This window comes from Deltaproteobacteria bacterium, from assembly GCA_029860075.1.
Classification (GTDB): domain Bacteria; phylum Desulfobacterota; class JADFVX01; order JADFVX01; family JADFVX01; genus JAOUBX01.
The window spans coordinates 31,467-50,290 of record JAOUBX010000003.1; the positions used below are offsets into that span (position 1 = coordinate 31,467).

The 18,824-nt window shown below is 43.3% G+C and carries 19 protein-coding genes; 7 read left to right on the forward strand and 12 right to left on the reverse strand.

The window, feature by feature from the left end:
- Positions 1 to 281 precede the first annotated feature (281 nt).
- From OEV42_01440 to OEV42_01465, 6 genes are all read left to right on the forward strand, one after another.
- On the forward strand, positions 282 to 566 hold the full coding sequence (locus OEV42_01440) for a type II toxin-antitoxin system Phd/YefM family antitoxin (GenBank protein ID MDH3972917.1): 285 nt from the start codon (positions 282 to 284) through the stop codon (positions 564 to 566).
- Positions 563 to 886 (forward strand): type II toxin-antitoxin system RelE/ParE family toxin, encoded by a 324-nt coding sequence (locus tag OEV42_01445; protein MDH3972918.1) that lies wholly within the window; start codon positions 563 to 565, stop codon positions 884 to 886. The genes OEV42_01440 and OEV42_01445 overlap by 4 nt, the downstream gene beginning before the upstream one ends.
- A 58-nt stretch (positions 887 to 944) precedes the next feature.
- Positions 945 to 1,979 carry a CNNM domain-containing protein gene (locus tag OEV42_01450; GenBank protein ID MDH3972919.1) on the forward strand — a complete coding sequence of 345 codons (1,035 nt, stop codon included), beginning with the start codon at positions 945 to 947 and terminating at the stop codon, positions 1,977 to 1,979.
- A gap of 284 nt (positions 1,980 to 2,263) precedes the next feature.
- Positions 2,264 to 3,283 (forward strand): nucleotide-binding protein, encoded by a 1,020-nt coding sequence (locus OEV42_01455; protein MDH3972920.1) that lies wholly within the window; start codon positions 2,264 to 2,266, stop codon positions 3,281 to 3,283.
- A gap of 114 nt (positions 3,284 to 3,397) precedes the next feature.
- On the forward strand, positions 3,398 to 5,305 hold the full coding sequence (locus OEV42_01460; GenBank protein MDH3972921.1) for a Piwi domain-containing protein: 1,908 nt from the start codon (positions 3,398 to 3,400) through the stop codon (positions 5,303 to 5,305).
- Between the two features lie 13 nt (positions 5,306 to 5,318).
- On the forward strand, positions 5,319 to 6,407 hold the full coding sequence (locus tag OEV42_01465) for an SIR2 family protein (protein MDH3972922.1): 1,089 nt from the start codon (positions 5,319 to 5,321) through the stop codon (positions 6,405 to 6,407).
- 98 nt (positions 6,408 to 6,505) lie between these two features.
- Here OEV42_01465 and OEV42_01470 read toward each other — a convergent pair whose 3' ends face one another.
- From OEV42_01470 to mnmH, 5 genes are all read right to left on the reverse strand, one after another.
- The gene (locus tag OEV42_01470; GenBank protein MDH3972923.1) at positions 6,506 to 7,381 is read right to left on the reverse strand and encodes a S1-like domain-containing RNA-binding protein; all 876 of its coding nucleotides are present in this window, start codon (positions 7,379 to 7,381) and stop codon (positions 6,506 to 6,508) included.
- A gap of 373 nt (positions 7,382 to 7,754) precedes the next feature.
- Positions 7,755 to 8,021, reverse strand: a complete 267-nt coding sequence (locus tag OEV42_01475) for a DUF3820 family protein (GenBank protein MDH3972924.1) — start codon at positions 8,019 to 8,021, stop codon at positions 7,755 to 7,757.
- A complete protein-coding gene (locus tag OEV42_01480; protein MDH3972925.1) occupies positions 8,014 to 9,429 on the reverse strand; it encodes a glutamate synthase-related protein in 1,416 nt (471 codons plus the stop codon). Before OEV42_01480 ends, OEV42_01475 begins: the two co-directional genes overlap by 8 nt.
- Positions 9,430 to 9,497: 68 nt before the next feature.
- Positions 9,498 to 11,345, reverse strand: a complete 1,848-nt coding sequence (ilvD, locus tag OEV42_01485; GenBank protein ID MDH3972926.1) for a dihydroxy-acid dehydratase — start codon at positions 11,343 to 11,345, stop codon at positions 9,498 to 9,500.
- Between the two features lie 308 nt (positions 11,346 to 11,653).
- The gene (gene mnmH / locus OEV42_01490; protein ID MDH3972927.1) at positions 11,654 to 12,757 is read right to left on the reverse strand and encodes a tRNA 2-selenouridine(34) synthase MnmH; all 1,104 of its coding nucleotides are present in this window, start codon (positions 12,755 to 12,757) and stop codon (positions 11,654 to 11,656) included.
- A gap of 163 nt (positions 12,758 to 12,920) precedes the next feature.
- On the opposite strand from mnmH, the gene OEV42_01495 reads away from it, so the two are divergent.
- Positions 12,921 to 13,550 (forward strand): YqgE/AlgH family protein, encoded by a 630-nt coding sequence (locus OEV42_01495; protein MDH3972928.1) that lies wholly within the window; start codon positions 12,921 to 12,923, stop codon positions 13,548 to 13,550.
- A 20-nt stretch (positions 13,551 to 13,570) separates the two neighbouring features.
- Here the strand turns inward: OEV42_01495 and OEV42_01500 are convergent, their stop codons facing one another.
- The 7 genes from OEV42_01500 to OEV42_01530 form a co-directional block, all read right to left on the reverse strand.
- Positions 13,571 to 14,161: a hypothetical protein gene (locus OEV42_01500; protein ID MDH3972929.1), complete on the reverse strand. Its 591-nt coding sequence runs from the start codon at positions 14,159 to 14,161 to the stop codon at positions 13,571 to 13,573.
- The gene (gene bluB / locus OEV42_01505) at positions 14,161 to 14,820 is read right to left on the reverse strand and encodes a 5,6-dimethylbenzimidazole synthase (protein ID MDH3972930.1); all 660 of its coding nucleotides are present in this window, start codon (positions 14,818 to 14,820) and stop codon (positions 14,161 to 14,163) included. Before bluB ends, OEV42_01500 begins: the two co-directional genes overlap by 1 nt.
- A 245-nt stretch (positions 14,821 to 15,065) precedes the next feature.
- Positions 15,066 to 15,362, reverse strand: a complete 297-nt coding sequence (hgcB, locus tag OEV42_01510) for a mercury methylation ferredoxin HgcB (protein MDH3972931.1) — start codon at positions 15,360 to 15,362, stop codon at positions 15,066 to 15,068.
- Positions 15,359 to 16,489 (reverse strand): mercury methylation corrinoid protein HgcA, encoded by a 1,131-nt coding sequence (hgcA, locus tag OEV42_01515; GenBank protein MDH3972932.1) that lies wholly within the window; start codon positions 16,487 to 16,489, stop codon positions 15,359 to 15,361. The genes hgcB and hgcA overlap by 4 nt, the downstream gene beginning before the upstream one ends.
- A gap of 158 nt (positions 16,490 to 16,647) precedes the next feature.
- Positions 16,648 to 16,914 carry an HgcAB-associated protein gene (locus OEV42_01520; protein MDH3972933.1) on the reverse strand — a complete coding sequence of 89 codons (267 nt, stop codon included), beginning with the start codon at positions 16,912 to 16,914 and terminating at the stop codon, positions 16,648 to 16,650.
- Positions 16,915 to 17,310: 396 nt separating this feature from the next.
- Complete coding sequence (locus OEV42_01525) at positions 17,311 to 17,730, reverse strand: response regulator (GenBank protein MDH3972934.1); 420 nt, start codon at positions 17,728 to 17,730, stop codon at positions 17,311 to 17,313.
- On the reverse strand, positions 17,687 to 18,796 hold the full coding sequence (locus tag OEV42_01530; GenBank protein ID MDH3972935.1) for a response regulator: 1,110 nt from the start codon (positions 18,794 to 18,796) through the stop codon (positions 17,687 to 17,689). Before OEV42_01530 ends, OEV42_01525 begins: the two co-directional genes overlap by 44 nt.
- Positions 18,797 to 18,824 lie beyond the last annotated feature (28 nt).

Sequence of the window (18,824 nt, forward strand, 5' to 3'; positions counted from 1 at the left end):
CATCAAAGATTATCTCCACAGGAAGAAACTGGAGAAAATCGCCGCATACCGGGACAACCTGGACATTGACCATACTGGCGGGCTCTTAAAGAGGATGAGCTAAAATAATATGACAATGAATAGTTAACGCTCCTCACCTTTACAAGGGTCTTGATGCCCCCGGTGAGTAGAGGTCAGGAGCTTTTTTCATTCACGCTCATAATAGCTATAATATGAAGACCCCTTTGACATAGAACTAAATTTGGGCTATATTTAGGTCATCAAGCAAAAGGAGGAAGGCTATGAAACTAAGTGAGGCTGTAAAACCGATAAGTTATTTGAAAGCCCATGCCGCAGAAATGATTCGCTCAGTATCAAAAGACCACAAAACAGTTATTATTACTCAAAATGGCGAAGCAAAAGCAGTACTGCAAGACATTCAACTCTATGAACAAACACGTGAAAGCCTTGCCATGCTCAAAATCCTGGCTCAAAGTAATGAAAGTCTTCGTAAGGGAAAAACAAGCCCACAAAAGGAATCTTTCAATCGTCTAAGAAAAAGGATAGAAGAGTATAAGAAATCATGAAATATTCTGCTCATCTTGCAGAGGATGCAGAAAACGACCTTTTTGATATCTTCCGTTATGTGGCAGAGGAAGATTCACCAGCCAAAGCAGAAAAACTTATTAACAACATCGAAGCTGTTTGCAATAAACTTGCTGATCTCCCTGAAAGGGAGCATATTCCGCCGGAGCTGGAACGAATCGGTATCTTCAGCTACAGGGAAGTACACTTTAAACCTTACCGAATAATTTATCAGATCCTCGAAAAAGAGGTTTTCATTCATTGTATCCTTGACGGAAGGCGCGATATGGAAGAGATTCTCCACCACAGAATGTTGAGGTAAGTTAAAAAAACAATTTAAAACATAGACATAACTTGCTTTTTTGCATCTATATAACACAATGACTTTACTTATCACATACCTTACCATCGCCATCGGTGTTTCTTTTATCTGCTCCGTACTGGAAGCTGTTTTATTGTCAATCACTCCCAGTTATGTGGAGAGTATGGCCAGTCAGCAACCTGCCCGGGGCAAAGTACTCATAAGCGTCAAAAACCGTCTCGATCAATCCATATCAAGCATACTCATATTAAATACTTTTGCACACACCATGGGTGCAGCCGGCGTCGGCGCTCAGGCAACCATTATCTTTGGCGCCCGTTGGGAAACATTGATCGCCGTTTTGCTGACACTGGCTATTCTTTATTTCTCTGAAATTATTCCAAAGACAATTGGCGCTACCTTCTGGCGTCAACTGGCTGTTCCCTCGGCACATACTATCCACTGGCTTATAAAACTGGTCTACCCCTTAATATGGCTATCAACACTAATCACTAAAATTTTTAGAAAAAAGGAACAACAGGAAATCAGCCGGGAAGAAATTATCGCATTAGCCTCATTGGGCCACAAAATGGGATCACTCATCAGCCAGGAAAATGAATACCTTGCCAATGTTTTGAAGCTGCGGGAAGTTAAAACGGAAGAAATCCTGACGCCACGTACCGTTATGCACAGCCTGAATGAAAAACTAAGCGTTAGTGAGGCCCTTGAGGATGAAAGGACAAAGCAATTTTCACGCATACCTGTCTATAGTGATGATCAGGACCACGTGACAGGTTTAGTCACCAATCGTGAACTTTTAATAGGCGAGCGTGAAGGAAAGTCTGACATGGCAATCAGCCATTTTTCCAAACCCATTACCCGTGTTTCAGAAAACCTCCAGGTACAAAAGCTTTTAGACCTCTTTATCAAAAAAAAGGAGCACCTCTTTCTGGTAGAAGATGAGTTCGGTCAGACAGCAGGCATCGTTACACTGGAAGATGCCATTGAAACCATGTTAGGCAGAGAAATCGTTGACGAGACGGATACCGTCGAAGACTTGCAGGAATTTGCTAAAGAAAAATACCGGGACCGATTAAGGCAGGACAAGAAGTGACAGCAGTCAAGGGGATCATGTCTTTGCGAGGAGGAACGACGAAGCAATCTCAAAAAGCCAGATTGAATATGACGGATAGATCGAAAAAAATATTTACAAATTAGATTGATTAGGATATAAAAAATAGAAAACTCTGGGGGAGTAAAGTGGGGAAGAGAGGAAAAATAAAAGAAAGATAAAAGCCCGGACTGGTAACGGTTTCGGGCTTTTATTATTTTGAAGTAAAGGGATAAGAAATATGGAGTTAGACAGAAACAAATTAAATTATGATTTCGGAGGTCAAGATGAAACCTAGAATATTTATTGCTTCTTCTGTGGAAGGTTTAGATATAGCTTATGGTGTTCAGGAAAATCTTGAATACGATGCTGAAATCACCGTGTGGGCACAAGGAATTTTCGAGTTGTCAAAAACTACCCTTGAAGACCTTCTTGATGCAATAAACAGCTTTGATTTTGCCATATTTGTTTTTTCCTTTGACGATATCGCAAAAATAAGAGGTGAAAATGTAAAAGCTGTTAGGGATAATGTTTTATTTGAATTGGGCTTATTTATTGGGAAGCTTGGTAAGAATCGATCTTTTTTTATAATGCCTAGAGAAGCAGATGAAATTCATCTTCCAACAGATATTCTTGGTTTCAAACCAGGCACTTTTGAATCAAATCGTGGTGATGGCAATTTACAGGCTGCGCTAGGCCCCTGCTGTAATCAAATAAGAAAAGCTATCAAAAAATTAGGTTGCTTCAGAGATGGTCTAGCAGAAATGTATGAGCCACTGGTTGGATTTCATGAAACATATAGGAAAGTCAATTGGTCATCTCTTCTTGAACGAGCTGACAGCAATATCGATATAGTAGCTTACTATTTTGACTCTTGGGTTAATGCAAATTATGAAGCTATAGTAAATTTTTTCAAAAAAAGGGATACAAAGATGCGTGTCTTTGTTGCTAATCCGGAAGATGATTTTATAATCAAAAACGTTCAAAGATTATTTCCTGAATATAGTGAACAAACAATAAATGAAAAAATTGAACATACGGGTGAACGTTTCAATAAAGCTGTTATTGATGCAGGTGGTGACCCAAATCGATTTGAATTTTACTATGTTCCGCATTTTCTCAATTATTCTGTCCAATGCGTTGACAACAATATTCTGGTGCTGTCAATTTTTGAAATGTTCCGTGAAATGAAAATTGATTCTCCTGCCCTTGTAATAAATCTTGAGATGTCAGATCATTTATTAAGGTTTTGGCAGAAAGAACTTGAGGGCCTAATAAGTAAATCCAAAAAAATTGAATTTGCGTAATACCCCGCTGTTATTGCGCCCTACATCGCTGGGTGCTATCATTTGAACACTTGTAATGAAATCAATCAAAGTTTCGAAAAATTTTATCAGGCGGCCCAAATATAGGATGAACACATGGATAGTATCTCATTAAACTTTTTCCCTCTGCTCAAACAAAACAATAATGCAACAATCTACAGGCAACAGGTCCAGGACAGCTCACAATCAAAAAGTGACGAAGATTTTCGTGTGAGCCTTCCCATGCAAGGAAAAGATGACGAATGGTTTTTGTTTGATGTTTCGGTCGACTCCAAGGATGGTTATGAAGCATACGAGTATGAATATACCCAGAATCCCTTTTTGACTGTTCATCTCATTTATCATGATTTTCTGGAAACGCTGAAAGCTAATGCTTGTGAGCTGGAATATTATATTCCTGAAAAAGCGATCTTTTTGAAAGAGGTTCGCTTTGTAACGGAAAAATTTGAAGACGGCAGCACCGAAATCATTGTTAAACCCTATTACCTAAAGGGAGAGAAACAGTTTGGCATACTAGTCGAACATAAATTCTCTCTGAAAAACAATCAGTCTTTTAATAAGCAGACGCAAATTCGTAGTTTCTCTCTAGATAAGTGCGGCAAACCGAATATCTACTTCTATAAGGACAAAAAGGCCACGATTGAGGCTTTTACGAAAAATGTACTTATGCCACTGCTGTCCGGCTCTAGTCTTGACATTGACAAGGACTTTTCTGCTCTCCCTGCGAAGCAGCTTGATGTAAAGACTTATCTAGTTGGTGGTGGAAAGACAGCAAAATCACAGTTTATGGGAATAAGGTCTAATGGCCCGTATCGACGAATGAATGATGAAGTTAGATATCTCTTCCTTTTTACTGAAAGAACTAGGTCCTTAGCAAGAGATATCTACCTTGGATTGGTCGGCAAGCTTTTTCCCGGCCAGTTCTCCGGCCTTGACAAGATGTTCTCTGTGCCAATTCATAAAGACATTGTAGAACATCATCTGGTAAGTACGTTTGATGAAACCGCCATACAAGATATCGAAAAGCAGGTCCAGCTGCTAAAAGCGTCTCATCCCACTAGAAAAGTAATGCTTGTAGCGGTCCTTCCGAAAGGCTTTAAAGGTGTAGAAGCGGCTTTCGATGCATACGGCTATCTCAAATTGATGGCATTAAGAAACAATACCTATTGTCAGGTCGTAACAGAAGACACTTTCTTCAAGAAAGACCAATTGAAATGGTCTGTCTCCAATATCGGGTTGCAGATATTTAGCAAACTTGGCGGCGCACCTTGGCTCGTGCAGCCCGCGAAGAGCAACTGTTTAATATTTGGAATTGGAAGTGTACAGGAGAGGGATAAGGGTAGCACAACTCGCTATACAGCGTATACCGTATGTTTGGATTCCAGTGGCGACTTTAAATATATCAAGCCACTGTCTTCCTCAAGCGATGAGTCGGCTTATCTCGATAGCTTAAAGACTAACTTGAAGGTCGTTTTGTCGAGTGAGCTTGGTGATCACTACAAATCGCTCGTTTTGCACCTCCCATACAAGATCAGTCGGAAGGAAATCGATATCATCAAGGCAGTAGTTTCCTATATTAGAGAGGCAGATGATTTTGAGGTCATAGTCATACGCGTCAATACAAAACACAAGTTTCTAGGATTTAGCGATCACAACACCTGTGTTCCTTACGAAAGTAGCTATGTGCAGCTTTCAGCGAACGAGTTTTTGATTTGGGCAGAAGGATTGCAGTATGGAAAAGAGGTATTGCATAAGCGAGTATCGGAGCCATTGTACATTGACTTCATTGAATCACGGGAAGAATGGTCGACAAAAAAGGAGTGTCTTCAGGATATTTTAAATCTAACAGGTGCTAACTGGCGTGGATTCAACTCAAAGGCCCAACCAATTTCGATCCTATATTCAAGGCTTATCGCGAAATTCATGAAGGAGTTTTCGCACCTAGAAAATGTAAATGATATGCGGATTGTTAGCGCTCAGTCTGTAGCGCCGTGGTTCTTGTAGAAAGGAGTGTAAAATGAGTTTAAGAGAAGATTCGTTGTTATTTCTCTTAGGGGCCGGAGCCAGTGTCGATGCAGGTATTAAGCATGCAAAGGCGATGACACTTGATATCGAAGAGAAGATACGATCAGACTCGGAATTCAAAGAGTTTTACGAGCTGTATAACTACTTGAAAAGCTCTATCATCTATCAGCGAGGACTTGTAGGTGCATTCGAAGATCAGACGGCGACCATCGAAGAGCTGTTAAACGTTTTATCGGAGATCAACCAGAAGCATCAGAACAAGCTATATCCATTTATAGGTGGTTGGAACATTCATCTGCTTAAAGTTGCGGGTGAAGAATTTGAGATGGTGGCAAAGCTTGATAAGCTGATACGTTCACAGCTTTTCCAGTGGATAAATATAAGCAACTACGACGAAGCGAGTTACTTTCGTGGGTTTAGAGACTTAGTGTCTGACATCGGTAGCGCCGTCCGTGTATTTACACTCAACTATGATATCTGTGTCGAAAAAGCGCTCGTGGGTATAGACTTTAGTATAGAACTAGGATTCAACGGTGACCGTGAATGGGAGGCATCGAAATTTGATGCAAACGAGAATGCAGACATTGTCCTGTATCTATATAAGTTACACGGCTCTATAGATTGGATAAGAGATGAGACTAATGGTGGGGTACTGAAGCTATGCGACAACCCCCAGCCAAATCCTGAACTTATCTTTGGTAACGCCGCGAAATTGAGTTCGATTGATCCTTACTTATTCTATGTACACGAGCTTCGAAAGTATTCGTTGAATGAGGCTTTGCGATTTATTGTTATCGTTGGCTATAGCTTCAGCGACGACTATGTTAATGGCCTTATCGCACAGGCAGCTACTCGTAGTGATTACCTTAATGTCTTGGTGGTAGCACCGATCTTCGAGGATAAGCAAAATCTTGTGTCAGCCCGTATTGAAGTGGAAAAGTCTCGTATTGCGACAATTCTGAACGTTGAGAAAGATCGAATTATCTACGAAAACTTAACCGCAAAGGAATTCTTCGAAGAAAAGATGGTACTTACTTACTTTTCCAACCTATCTGGCGCGGGCGACGATGATCCGTTCTGATAAAATACAATTTCCCAGACTGCAATTTCGTTACGCTCCATTACCGTTTGTGAGCTTGGATGTTATTTTTAGATTCCCGACTTCTCGGGAATGACATTTTATTCTTTTTCTCCCTTAATCACCCTCACCCCACCCTCCTCAAGACTAACAAGCCTCTTCTTATAAAGCGCCCCCACTGCCTTTTTATACCGTTTCTTGCTTACTCCAAAAAGCTCTTTTATCTCATCAGGCGAACTTTTATCAGTAACGGCAATAAATCCGCCACTCGCCTTTAAAGTCTCTAAAATCTGCTCTGAAACCTCATCAATCGCTTCATAACCCGGTTTATTAAGGGTTACATCGATCTTGCCGTCTTCCCTTACCTGTTTGATAAATCCTTTTGCCCTCTCCCCCTTATTTACAGACTGATAAAGATCGCTTTTATAAAGAAGCCCCCGGTGAGCATCATTTATAATCGTCTTGAATCCGAGATCCGTTTCTTCACAAATAAACAGTTCCACCTCGTCTCCATCCTGATAGTCCCCTTTATATAAATCAAGGCACCTGTCAAGTTTGGAGGTTCCCGCTATGCGTCCCGTTTCTTCATCGGAATAAATATAAACAATATATTCCCTGCCCTCTTCCATGCGATGCTTTTGTTCATTGAAAGGAACGAGGAGGTCCTTCTTTAGTCCCCAATCAAGAAAGGCCCCGAAATTAGTAACGGAAACGACTTTGAGACAGGCATATTGCTCCACCTGGGCATAAGGTTTTTCCGTGGTAGCAACGAGACGATCTTCCGAATCAAGGTAAACGAAGACCTCAACCACATCACCAAGCCTGTAATCTTCAGGTACATACTTTTTAGGCATCAGTATTTCACCAAGATCTTCACCATCAAGATAGACGCCGAAATCGACTTCCCTTATGATCATGAGCCTGTTTGTTTTACCTACCTGGGGATTTTCTGTTAAATCAGCTTCTGTTAGTTTCAATGATGTGCTCCTTTATTTAAGATATTGTCACTCTTACTTTTGACCACCCCTTAATCCCCTCCTAAAATAAGAGGGGAAACAAACCAGTTCCTCCCCTTGATAATGGTCTTGATACCCCCTGAGGGCAGGGGTCGGGGTGGTAAAATCTCTTTTATTCCAAAAAAAGAAATGGTCCTTGATGATTATACAACCACCCCTACCCCCTCCTTATCAAGGCGGGGAATTAATTGGTAAAAAGCAGGGATGACAATATAGAATAGATTTTCAACCTTACCCTAACCTCTACCCTCAAGGGAAATAAATCTCCCCTCCTTGGTTAGGAGGGGATTAAGGGGTGGTCGAAAGAAAATATAACAACATAAATGATAGTATTTTACTTATTCGAACTCTTCCTCAAGGGCTCAAAAAGATACTCCAGCCCATTCAACTTAATCTCATACACTGCTTTAAGCATTTCACCTAACTTACCGGATGGAAAACCTTTTTTAGAAAACCAGACCACGTAAGGTTCCGGAAGATCAACAAGGCGTGTGCCCGAGTATTTTCCGAAAGGCATCCTCATTTCATAGAGTTTTATCAGGTACCGGGGGTCAGGGGAGAGAAGCGTTCCCTCTTCTTCAGGGTGCGATACGTCAGGCATATTCAATGTCCGTATTGGCGGCTATTTCGTTACTGATGGTGAAGATATCGTCCATAGCGAGGTCATGAACATTAGAACGGCCGTTTATCCTGGACAGGACTTCCAGTTCCATACGTGTTGCGTCGTAGAAATTAACAAATCGTTTTACCGAATGGGGAATGGAAAAGCGGCTTCGAAGTTCTTTATCCTGGGTAGTGATTCCCACAGGGCAAAGACCCGTATTACAAATTCGATACTGCTGACAGCCGATTGCAACTAGCGATGCCGAGGCAAGCGCTACCGCATCGGCACCAAGGGCCAGAGCCTTGGCTATATCGGTACTGTCCCTGAAACCACCGGTAACACAGAAGGTGACCTTGCTTCCCACACTGTCAAGGTAGCTTCTTGCCTTTCTGATGGCATATACGGCAGGGAGGCAAACATTATCACGAATAAAGTTCGGTGCTGCACCCGTTGCACCTCCCCTGCAATCAATGGTTATGAAGTCGGGTTCAGCGGCAAGAACAAACTTTAAATCTTCCTCTACATGCCCTGCGGCAAATTTGACACCGATGGGTCTGCCTTTTGTCAGACTTCTAAGGTCAGCGATCATCTTTTTAAGATCTTCAGGAGAATTGATGTCATCCTGACGATTTGGGGAAATAAAATCCTCACCTGCTTCAATATTACGTACCTTCGCTATTTCTGGTGTTACCTTTTCACCGGGAAGGTGTCCCCCCATTCCGGGCTTGGCCGCCTGACCAAATTTAATTTCTACGGCATCTGCCTGCTTTATATACTCTTCATTACGGCTAAAGGCTGCCGTCCCTATTTCATAAATATAGCGGCTTGAATGCTCTCTCTCTTCAGGCAGCATTCCACCCTCTCCGGAACATGTAGCTGTTCCGACTTTTGAGGCTCCCATGGCAAGGGCAATCTTGGCTTCTTTTGAAAGGGCACCAAAAGACATGTGCGATACATAAAATGGAATATCAAGCTCAAGAGGATATTTAGCAGAGGGTCCGATGACTGTTTTTGTCGAGACCGCTTCATTCTCATTTAAAGGAAATCGGGAGAACTGTACGCCTTTGAATAGAATCATCTCAAGCCCGGGAAAGGGCCGCCTCGTTCCCATGGGAGAAATTTCACTTTTGCCCGTTATGGCCAGCTTCTGAATAGTGGTAAACTTCTCTTCTTTTTCGTACTCAGAGCGGCTCCACGGGGAAAGATAATCAACAAGTTCGGCATGAGCTTCAAAGACTGAAGGCTCCTCTGTCTTTTTCTCTTCTTTAACAGGAGGAGAACCAACAGCTTCGAATTTATCGCTAGATGCACTGCAAATGGGACATTTATCGGGCGGGTATTCGCCCTCGGCTACATATCCGCAAATGGTGCATCGCCATTTAGTTGCTGATTTACTCTCTGCCATGAACATTTCCCCCTCACCCTAACCCTCTCCCACCAGGAGAGAGGGGATTTAATGAATAATTAATGTACTTATTTAATCGAAGAAAGATCCCTCACAGCCCCCCTGGCCGCACTTGTCGTAAGCGCCGCATAGGCCTGCAACGCCTGAGAAACAACTCTTTCTCTTGCGACAGGCTTCCATGCTTTAGAACCTTTGCCATTCATCATCTGCCTGCGATGGTCAAGCTCTTCTTCCGACAAGTCTATTTCTATCTTCCTGTTAGGGATATCTATATTAATTGTATCACCCTCTTCGATGAGACCGATGTTACCCCCTTCGGCAGCTTCAGGTGAACAGTGACCTATAGAAAGGCCCGATGTACCACCTGAAAAACGCCCGTCTGTGATGAGCGCACATTCCTTGCCCAGGCCTTTAGATTTAAGATAACTCGTAGGGTAGAGCATTTCCTGCATGCCCGGTCCCCCTTTTGGGCCTTCGTAACGAATGATAACTACATCACCTGCCTTGATTTTATCACCAAGAATGGCCTCTACAGCATCATCCTGGCTTTCAAAAACCCTTGCAGGACCGCTGAATTTAAGAATAGACTCATCGACGCCTGCCGTCTTAACGATGCAGCCTGCAAAGGCCAGATTACCGAAGAGAACGGCAAGACCACCATCTTTGCTGTAGGCATTTGCCGCGTTGCGTATACAGCCATTTATGCGATCAACATCAAGATCGGGCCAGCGACAATCCTGACTAAAAGCCTGCTGGCTCGGCACACCTGCCGGACCTGCAAGAAAAAGTTTTTTTGTTGCTTCATCTTCATTCACTGCAATGTCCCATTTTTCGATAGCCGCTCCCAGGGTGGTACTATGCACTGTTTTTGCATCACTGTGAAGAAGTCCCGCCCGGTCAAGTTCACCTAGTATTCCAATAACCCCTCCCGCCCTGTGCACATCTTCCATATGGTACTCCTGTGTCGAAGGAGCCACCTTGCAAAGATTAGGCACTTTACGTGACAAACGGTCAATATCAGCCATGGTAAAATCAACATTTGCCTCATGGGCGGCAGCCAGAAGGTGAAGTACCGTATTGGTAGACCCACCCATGGCAATATCGAGGCTCATGGCATTTTCAAAGGCCTCGAAGGAAGCAATCGACCGGGGAAGTGCTGATTCGTCATTTTTCTCATAATATCTCCTTGCCAGTTCGACACTGAGTCGTCCCGCTTCGAGGAAAAGCGCTTTCCTGTCGGCATGAGTGGCAAGAAGCGAACCGTTGCCGGGAAGGGCCAGACCGAGCGCTTCGGCAAGGCAATTCATTGAGTTGGCCGTAAACATACCCGAACAGGAACCGCAGGTAGGACAAGCGGAATGTTCGATAGCATCGACATCCTCATCGCTTTCATTAGGATCAGCTGCTGAAATCATTGCATCGACAAGGTCAAGCTTGACATCCTTGCCGTGAAGTGAGGTTTTGCCGGCTTCCATTGGCCCGCCGGAGACAAAAACGGCGGGAATATTAAGACGGAGCGCCGCCATCAACATGCCCGGTGTGATCTTGTCACAGTTGGATATGCAGACCATGGCGTCGGCACAATGGGCATTAACCATATATTCAACGGAGTCTGCAATAATATCCCGTGACGGCAGGGAATAAAGCATTCCGCCATGCCCCATGGCGATACCGTCATCGATGGCAATGGTATTAAATTCCTTCGCTACACCACCGGCCTTTTCAATTTCACGGGCCACCATCTGGCCCAGGTCTTTAAGGTGAACATGACCGGGAACAAACTGGGTAAATGAATTGACGACGGCAATAATGGGCTTTTGGAAATCTTCATCCTTCATTCCCGTGGCTCGCCAGAGCGCACGGGCGCCTGCCATATTACGGCCGTGGGTGGTTGTGTGTGAACGATATTTGGGCATTTAAAAACTCCTTTAATTTAAATAGTACGCAGATTATCCAATATTTACTATGGAAAGGTCAAGGTCGGGAGAGCCTGAATAACCACAAAGTCACAAAGTACACAAAGGAAATTCATTAAAATGCTAGAGACAATAGTGCTGCAAAGGCGACTGGTTTATTTAAATCAACTATTTAATAATCCTTATCTTCAGGAGAAGTATGCAGTAGCGTTGAAGTTTAAAAACATGGCTTGATTCTGTTCAGTTATTGAGATAATTCTTTTCTAATACTCTGTGCCCTTTGTGCCTTTGTGGTTAAAGTTGTTTCCTTACTTCCATTTCTTCAAAAACTCTCTCATTTCCTCCTCACTTCCCTCACCGACGATATGTTCCTTTTTTCTCGCCAGTCCCTTGGCATAGAGCGGATCATAATAATGATAAAGCAGCTTTTCTATCCAGATTTTATGGAGGTGAAAAGAGCCGCTTGTTTTCATCTCTTCTATAGCATTTTCAAGATCGCTGATGCACTCTGAATAGAGGAGTCCTCCAAGACGCTTTTTTATTTTCTCAAAGGGGGCGCTGTAAATTTTATAGAGCGCCCCGTAAGGATCATGCTCGTCTTTGATGATCTCCCATCTGGCCTTAACATACTCATTTAAAATAATTTTAGCCCTGTCGGGACGGGGGATTTTGAGGACAAAAACGGGTGATTGTTTCTTCTTTTCATAGAGTGAATGAGGCAGAGTTACCCCTCCTATGGTAGCACTTTCATCTTCAATAAGGATAAAGGATGACGTTTTTTTCTCTTCCTTTAGCAATGCAATGAAGACGGCATTTTCGAAGTTTATCTGTGTCGGCTGGGCTGTGGGATTATGACCGAAGGCGGAACCGCGGTGATTGGCAAAGCCTTCAAGATCGATCCCCTTATAACCTTCATTAATGAGGTTATTCAAAATTGTTGTTTTTCCCGACCCCGTATATCCTGAGATAACAAAAAATCTATTATTTTCGACCTCTTCTTCCAGCTTATTTATAAGATAGTTCCTGAGTCGCTTGTAGCCGCCTTTTACAAGGGCCACCTCCCTCCCCTCCTCCTTAAGCCAGCTCTGGGCGATTTGGGACCGTAAGCCCCCTCTGAAACAATAAATAACGACAACAGATGATTTATCCGCTACCTGAAGCCACCTGCCGGTCTTTCCCTTTCTGTCGTCACCGTATACGAGGCTGTATCCGAGCTTTATAGCCTCCTCCCTGCCTTCATTTTTATAGCAGAGCCCCACCTTATGGCGCTGTTCGTTATCGAGTATGGGAATATTGATTGCTCCGGGGAAAGCACCCTGGGCGAACTCTACAGGAGATCTTACATCAATTAGCGGAATATCCTCGAGAAAGAGACTTTTTAGTTCTCCATTGTAATAATTAACAGCCATCATTAACGCACTTTCATTTGATAGGCATATAATACGTGAAGAGCTTTATGAGGTAAAGAGGCATTTAAAGAAAGATAATTCATTGACAGCCTCAAGGAGAAAGCCGTAGACTGTAAATACAGGACATATTATTCTTTCAGCCCCTATAAAGGAGCATTCATGTTATATGGTTAACGGGATACGAAATCGATGGCTGCCGCTGCTCGGTATTGCCTTTACCTTTTCCCTCTTTCACCTGGGAACATGGAGTGATGCAGGTCAATCCTATCCCGTTAAAAAAGGAGCCCTCCTTGTAGCTCAACCAAAAATCAGCGCTTCTATCTTTAAAGAATCGGTTGTACTCATCACCCACCACAGCAAAAAGAACGGGACTCAGGGCCTCATTATCAACAAACCGAGCGGCCATTCTCCCGATGACATTCTTCCACCCGATTCAGGGGCTGAAAAGCTCTATGAGAAGCTCTTCATCGGCGGCCCTGTTATTCTGGCGGCGCCTACCCTTCTCATCGATACGGAAATCCCCCCGGAAGGCGCTATTAAAATCTTCAGCCATGTTTATTTAAGCATGTCCCTCCATAAGGTTTTAAATGAAGAAAACAGCAAGAGGCATTCCGAGCTAAGGATATACGCCGGAATGTCGAGTTGGGCTCCGGGCCAGCTGGAGAGGGAAATTGCCAGAGGGGACTGGCTTCTTTTGCGTCCCGACTCAAAAATGGTATTCAGTGAAAATCCGGAAGTTATCTGGGAAAAATTGATAAAAAGATACGAAGAGGGAGGACGAGGAATACTCATATAATCAAACAAATTTTATTAATGTTACACCTGAAATAACCCTCCTATCTCACCATAATCCTTAACAAATTTCTTCTCTCTTGCTTCTTCCAGCATTGTCAGTTCCTCGGGATTACCCCTGAAATAAGCAAGTTTAACCCGATTACGTGCATTTAAGATTTTTTTCAATAGATCAATCTTATCCACATCAATCGTCTCAAGCAGCTTTACGTTATGAATAAGGCCCGGAAGTTTTGACAATTTATGATAGATCTGGTCATCATAGGCCTTGACGGCATACATAAATTTTGAAAGGTATTCTCCCTGTAGAGAGTTTTTCCCCAAAGATGACCTGTATGAAAGGTCTCTCCCCAGGGCCAGGGCGGCGGCGGAAAATCTTTCCGTCCAGTAAGCGCCCATGCCGATAATAAGCCCCTTTGCAAAGTTCCTCAAATCCTCTTGATCGAAATTGGCTATTTCCGCCTTCCATTCATCTTCACCTGCCCGGCAGGTGAAGTCATCAAGGAGAAAATAAATATTCGGCTCTATAGTCAGGTAAGGATCGCAGCAGGAAAAACTGCTGCCAACCTGGATGAGCACAAACAAACTGTTATGAACTAGATACGTCTCTGACACTATTCTTCCGGTAATTTTTCTGCCCAACGGTCATAATGAATAAGTGATTCAAGGGGAAGTCTGGGCAACCAACCCACTTTTTCAAGTTCCGGTTTTTCATGAAAACCGGTAACATAACCGACACACAGGTAGGCAATAGGAACAATGCCGTCAGGAATATTAAGCGCCCTTTTCAGGGCCTTGTGATGAATAATACTTACCCACCCCGCCCCAAGGTTTTCCGCCCTCGCCGCGAGCCACAGATTTTGCACAGCACATACGGCGCTGTATAGGTCCATCTCCCGGTTTGCCGTTCTGCCGATTACTGCGGGGCCTGTTCTTTTACGGTCACAGGTTATGCAAATCCCCAGTGGCGCTTCCATTATACCCTCCAGTTTAAGCTCCTTATAGCTTGCCTGCCTCTCCCCGTCAAACATTTGCACAGCTTCATTATTTGCAACTTCAAAAGCTTCTTTAATACGGCTTTTGACAGACTTATCTTTTACAACAATAAAATCCCATGGCTGCATAAAACCGACACTGGGAGCATGGTGCGCTGCTGTTAATATTCTTTTAAGCACCTTTTCCGGCACCGGGTCGGGCTTAAATTCCCCACGCACGTCACGCCGATTAAAGATGGTTTTATAGACGGCTTCCCTTTCTGCCTCATTAATTTCCAACAAATGACTCCTTATGATCTTCTTTTTATCATTCTAATCGATATTCCCGCATAAAAAAGGGTAATTGTATTTTTTTATTTATCCTTTTCCGCCGCAGCCACCGTCAAATCCTTCGGGTACTCTATGAGCTTCTTCAGCAAAGTATTAAAATGAAGTGAAAAGAGCAGTTATCATAAAAATATTATTATAGCAGCTGATTCACTTTTAAAAAAATCCTTTTTCAAATTTTGCTTATCTCATGTCTGTCAGCAGCAGTTACCCGATGAAGATTCACCACTGCAATCGCAGGAAGGCTCGCCGCCGTACAACATGGAATTTATAATAGCCGCTGCACAGCCCACTCCATTATCGACATTTATTGCTTTAAAAGCGCAGTTCATCATACATGCCCCGCATTCCATGCAGAGGTCCCTGTCTGAAACAGCCACTTTCTTTTCATGCCGTACAAAAACAGCATGGGGGCAGACGTCAATACATCTTAGGCAACCGGTACATTTGTCGGGGAAATATTCAAGGGTCGCCACATTACTCAGGTATCTCATAATATAATCCTCCATTCAAGCGCTTTCTGGGCGATAAGCAAGAGCAGCGAGATAACAATCCCTGATTTATAGAGAGGAAAAGCATACTTAAGCTCCTTTACTACGCCCGACATATTTGTGAAGGTTGTAGCTCCCGTAAACTGAAGAGCCAGATAGGAACTGAGAAGCGGAAAAAAGATATAGCTGAATATGATTAACAGCGGACTCATGCCTGCCGTCATGCCTGTTCCGAAGCTGAATACGATGAGAGCAGCCAGTCCCGCTATCCAGCCCTTGATTGCAAAGGAACGAAAAGGAATGAAAGGGAGCACTACCGGTGTAATAAATGCGCCTGCCAGAACAGACAGAAGGCCCAGCCCGATAAAAAGAAGCCCCTCATGATAAGCTTTGTCAAAAAGAATGCCCGACCTGTCTATGCCGGAATAGACAAGTACGAGAAGAGCGTAAATACCGAACTTTTTCATAACGGCATTTAATTCGATGGGCGTAAGAATGAGGCGGTCGAGCCACTTGAACTGAACAAGCCGCATCTCCTTCGTTGCCTTTCGTCCCGCTTCAAGGTAGGCTGGTATGTCTGAGGCCTCGACAGGACCATAGTGGAGATGGAATCCACTTTGTTCCTTTACAACATGAGCCTTAATACCGACACCACCCAGTTGGGGAAGGATAAGCCGCCTGTGGCTGACTATCCCTTCAAGGCCCGTCACTTTGATCCTTTTAACCAGTTCATCAGTACTGAAGGTTCCCTTTCCTGCGGCGCACCAGACATTGATTCCCTTTGTATCAAGAACAAGTATCCATCCGTCGAGGCCCTTAAGTTCCCTCCTCAGAATGTCGAAAGTGAACTTGTAGTTGGCCGTTACAAAGACTTCCGCTTTCTCGTCAGGTTCGCCTATCTTGTATAAACCGGGGTTAACCATATAGGTGTTTCTAAAAGAACCCGATCTGGCCTTTATCCGCCCCCAGTGATCCCTTGCTGTCCAATGAGAATCGACAGCAGTAATATTCTGTGATTCCTCACCAGTTATAGACTCAACGGAGGAGTCGGTACAGCAACTCTTTTCTACAGGCTCTTTCGGTGGAGCAGGACTGCAACAGGAATTTACACTATTTTTTTTATCTTTCATAACTATTCCCCTGTCATTGTCATTCCCTACTGTAAATGGTATTGAATGCGTCGAGAATTAAAATGCACAAACTTTTTTAAATGATGCCCCATCTCGACAGGCTCAGGGTGACTAAATGTTGCCTAAGGTCATGCTGAGCCTGTCGAAGCATATAAAAACTAAAGCACATCCATAATAACGGGCCCCAGCTTGTCCTTCATCATATCCACAAGTTCTTCCGCTTTGATAAGCGTAATGCAGCAGACTTTACCCTCTTTTTCCCAACTCGTGAGAACCAGTTTATCGCCTGCCTCTATTTCCATCTTTGCCCTCAAATCCTTGGGCAGAACCATCTGGCCCCGTTCATCGACGCTTATAATGGATTCTACCTTACATGAACTGTCATTTTCAGCTGTACAGCAGGACCTGTCATCTTTCCTTTTCATGGTTCTTTTCTCCAATAGTTAAAATTAGAATAATCTGATTTTTCAGTATTTTCTGATTATAGCTTTTGCATAAGGTTGCTGTCAAGAGTTCTTCAAAAGCAAAGATATGCGATTCCGGGAGGTTTTCCGGTCATGCTTGCCAATGCGGCAGGAGTCTATTATTTTGAACTGTAAAGTATCTCAGGTAATTTACAGGGAAAGCATAAAGAAGGGTATCTCGAATATGCCCTTTCACAGATATTCTCACCCAAACAGAAAGAGCGCTTTAAAAAGAAAGGGGCAGGGAAGCTTCTCAGCAAAACAAAAGGAGAGTACTATTATTATTTATGTCATTTCGTGAGGCTGGCGGATAGTTTTTTTCTGACAGCCTTGACGGGATTTTTTATTGATACCCCTTTAATGTGACATCTCATCTTCGATGATTTCCATCAATCTATTTAATGAAACCGGTTTTGCAACCAATTGATAATTTCCTAATTCCTTAATACGTTTTAACGTTGAATCATCGCCATAACCTGAAACAAAAATTATTTTTATCCCTTTATTAATGGACAGGATCTCCTTTGCCGCATCAACACCATCTATTCCGGGACCAAGGCAGATATCCATGAGGATAAGATCGGGGCTATTTTCTTTTACGGCCTCTATGGACATTTCACCCGTTTCCACAGGTTTAAAAACATGGTAGCCCATTTTATCGAGCTTACTTTTATAGAGCATGGAAATAATTATTTCATCCTCAACAATCAGCACTTTACTCTTCTGGCCCATATCAAATCCTTTGTTTATATTTTCTTTCCTTAAAAGAAACTTCATAAGACGTGCCCAACGAACCGTCAGTGACAATGTCGCCGTTCAGTTGCTTTTTCACTATGGAAGAAACAATTTGAAGACCGTAAGATTTGACCTTATTAAAGTCAAACCCTTCAGGCATACCAATGCCGTTATCAGAAATTTCGATCTTTATCGTCTCATCTTCCTTCCTGTTAACAGCGATACGGATAGATCCTGTCCTCTCCTCGGGAAAGGCGTGTTTAAAGGCATTTGTCAGCAATTCATTAATAACGAGCCCGCAGGGGACAGCCGAATCAATATTGAGAAGAACCTCTGCAAGGTCAAGGTTAATGGAAACCCGCCCTTCAGCAGATGAGTAGACCTCTCTCAGGTGCAATATGAGATCCTTGATAAAATCTCCAAGGTCAATCAGAGAAAGGCTTTTTGACTGATAAAGTTTCTCATGCACAAGGGCCATCGACATGATCCGGTTTTCTGTATCTTCAAGTATAGCAGAAAATTTATCATCATCAACAAACTGCGATTTGAATGACAGCATGGCGCATATAACCTGCATATTATTCTTTGTTCTGTGATAAATTTCTCTTAAGAGCACCTCCTTTTCACTTAGTGACGCTTTAAGGGCCTTATTTGTCGATCTCAAGGCTTTTGTTCGCTCTGCAACCGTCTGCTCCAGTTCGGTATTGGACTTTTTTAACTGCATTTGAAGATAATGAATGGTAAGATGCACATTCACACGGACCAAAACCTCTTCGCGCTGGATCGGTTTGGTTATGAAATCCACCCCTCCCACCTTAAAGCCCTGCACCCTGTCACGCATCTCCTGCAATGCGCTTATGAAGATGACCGGCACCACTGCTGTGCGTTCGTCCTGTTTCAGTCTTCGGCACACTTCAAAACCGTCCATGCCGGGCATTTTTACATCAAGCAGGATCAGATCAGGAGAATTAGCGAATGCCGACTCAAGCGCCAGGTTCGGTTCCCTCGCCGGTCGCACCTTATAACCCTGGTCCATCAGTATGCCCGTCAAAAGCTGAAGGCTTTCAGGACTGTCATCAACAACCAGAATTTCATATTGATTTTCCATTTTTATCTCCTGTGGCCGCCGTCTTTTA

Excerpts from the sequence above, each read along its gene's own strand:
- OEV42_01440 (MDH3972917.1), top strand. The coding sequence starts at position 282 with ATGAAACTAAGTGAGGCTGTAAAACCGATAAGTTATTTGAAAGCCCAT.
- OEV42_01445 (MDH3972918.1), top strand. The coding sequence starts at position 563 with ATGAAATATTCTGCTCATCTTGCAGAGGATGCAGAAAACGACCTTTTT.
- OEV42_01450 (MDH3972919.1), top strand. The coding sequence starts at position 945 with ATGACTTTACTTATCACATACCTTACCATCGCCATCGGTGTTTCTTTT.
- OEV42_01455 (MDH3972920.1), top strand. The coding sequence starts at position 2,264 with ATGAAACCTAGAATATTTATTGCTTCTTCTGTGGAAGGTTTAGATATA.
- OEV42_01460 (MDH3972921.1), top strand. The coding sequence starts at position 3,398 with ATGGATAGTATCTCATTAAACTTTTTCCCTCTGCTCAAACAAAACAAT.
- OEV42_01465 (MDH3972922.1), top strand. The coding sequence starts at position 5,319 with ATGAGTTTAAGAGAAGATTCGTTGTTATTTCTCTTAGGGGCCGGAGCC.
- OEV42_01475 (MDH3972924.1), bottom strand. The coding sequence starts at position 8,021 with ATGCCTGACGTATCGCACCCTGAAGAAGAGGGAACGCTTCTCTCCCCT.
- OEV42_01480 (MDH3972925.1), bottom strand. The coding sequence starts at position 9,429 with ATGGCAGAGAGTAAATCAGCAACTAAATGGCGATGCACCATTTGCGGA.
- ilvD (MDH3972926.1), bottom strand. The coding sequence starts at position 11,345 with ATGCCCAAATATCGTTCACACACAACCACCCACGGCCGTAATATGGCA.
- mnmH (MDH3972927.1), bottom strand. The coding sequence starts at position 12,757 with ATGATGGCTGTTAATTATTACAATGGAGAACTAAAAAGTCTCTTTCTC.
- OEV42_01495 (MDH3972928.1), top strand. The coding sequence starts at position 12,921 with ATGGTTAACGGGATACGAAATCGATGGCTGCCGCTGCTCGGTATTGCC.
- hgcB (MDH3972931.1), bottom strand. The coding sequence starts at position 15,362 with ATGAGATACCTGAGTAATGTGGCGACCCTTGAATATTTCCCCGACAAA.
- hgcA (MDH3972932.1), bottom strand. The coding sequence starts at position 16,489 with ATGAAAGATAAAAAAAATAGTGTAAATTCCTGTTGCAGTCCTGCTCCA.
- OEV42_01520 (MDH3972933.1), bottom strand. The coding sequence starts at position 16,914 with ATGAAAAGGAAAGATGACAGGTCCTGCTGTACAGCTGAAAATGACAGT.
- OEV42_01525 (MDH3972934.1), bottom strand. The coding sequence starts at position 17,730 with ATGAAGTTTCTTTTAAGGAAAGAAAATATAAACAAAGGATTTGATATG.
- OEV42_01530 (MDH3972935.1), bottom strand. The coding sequence starts at position 18,796 with ATGGAAAATCAATATGAAATTCTGGTTGTTGATGACAGTCCTGAAAGC.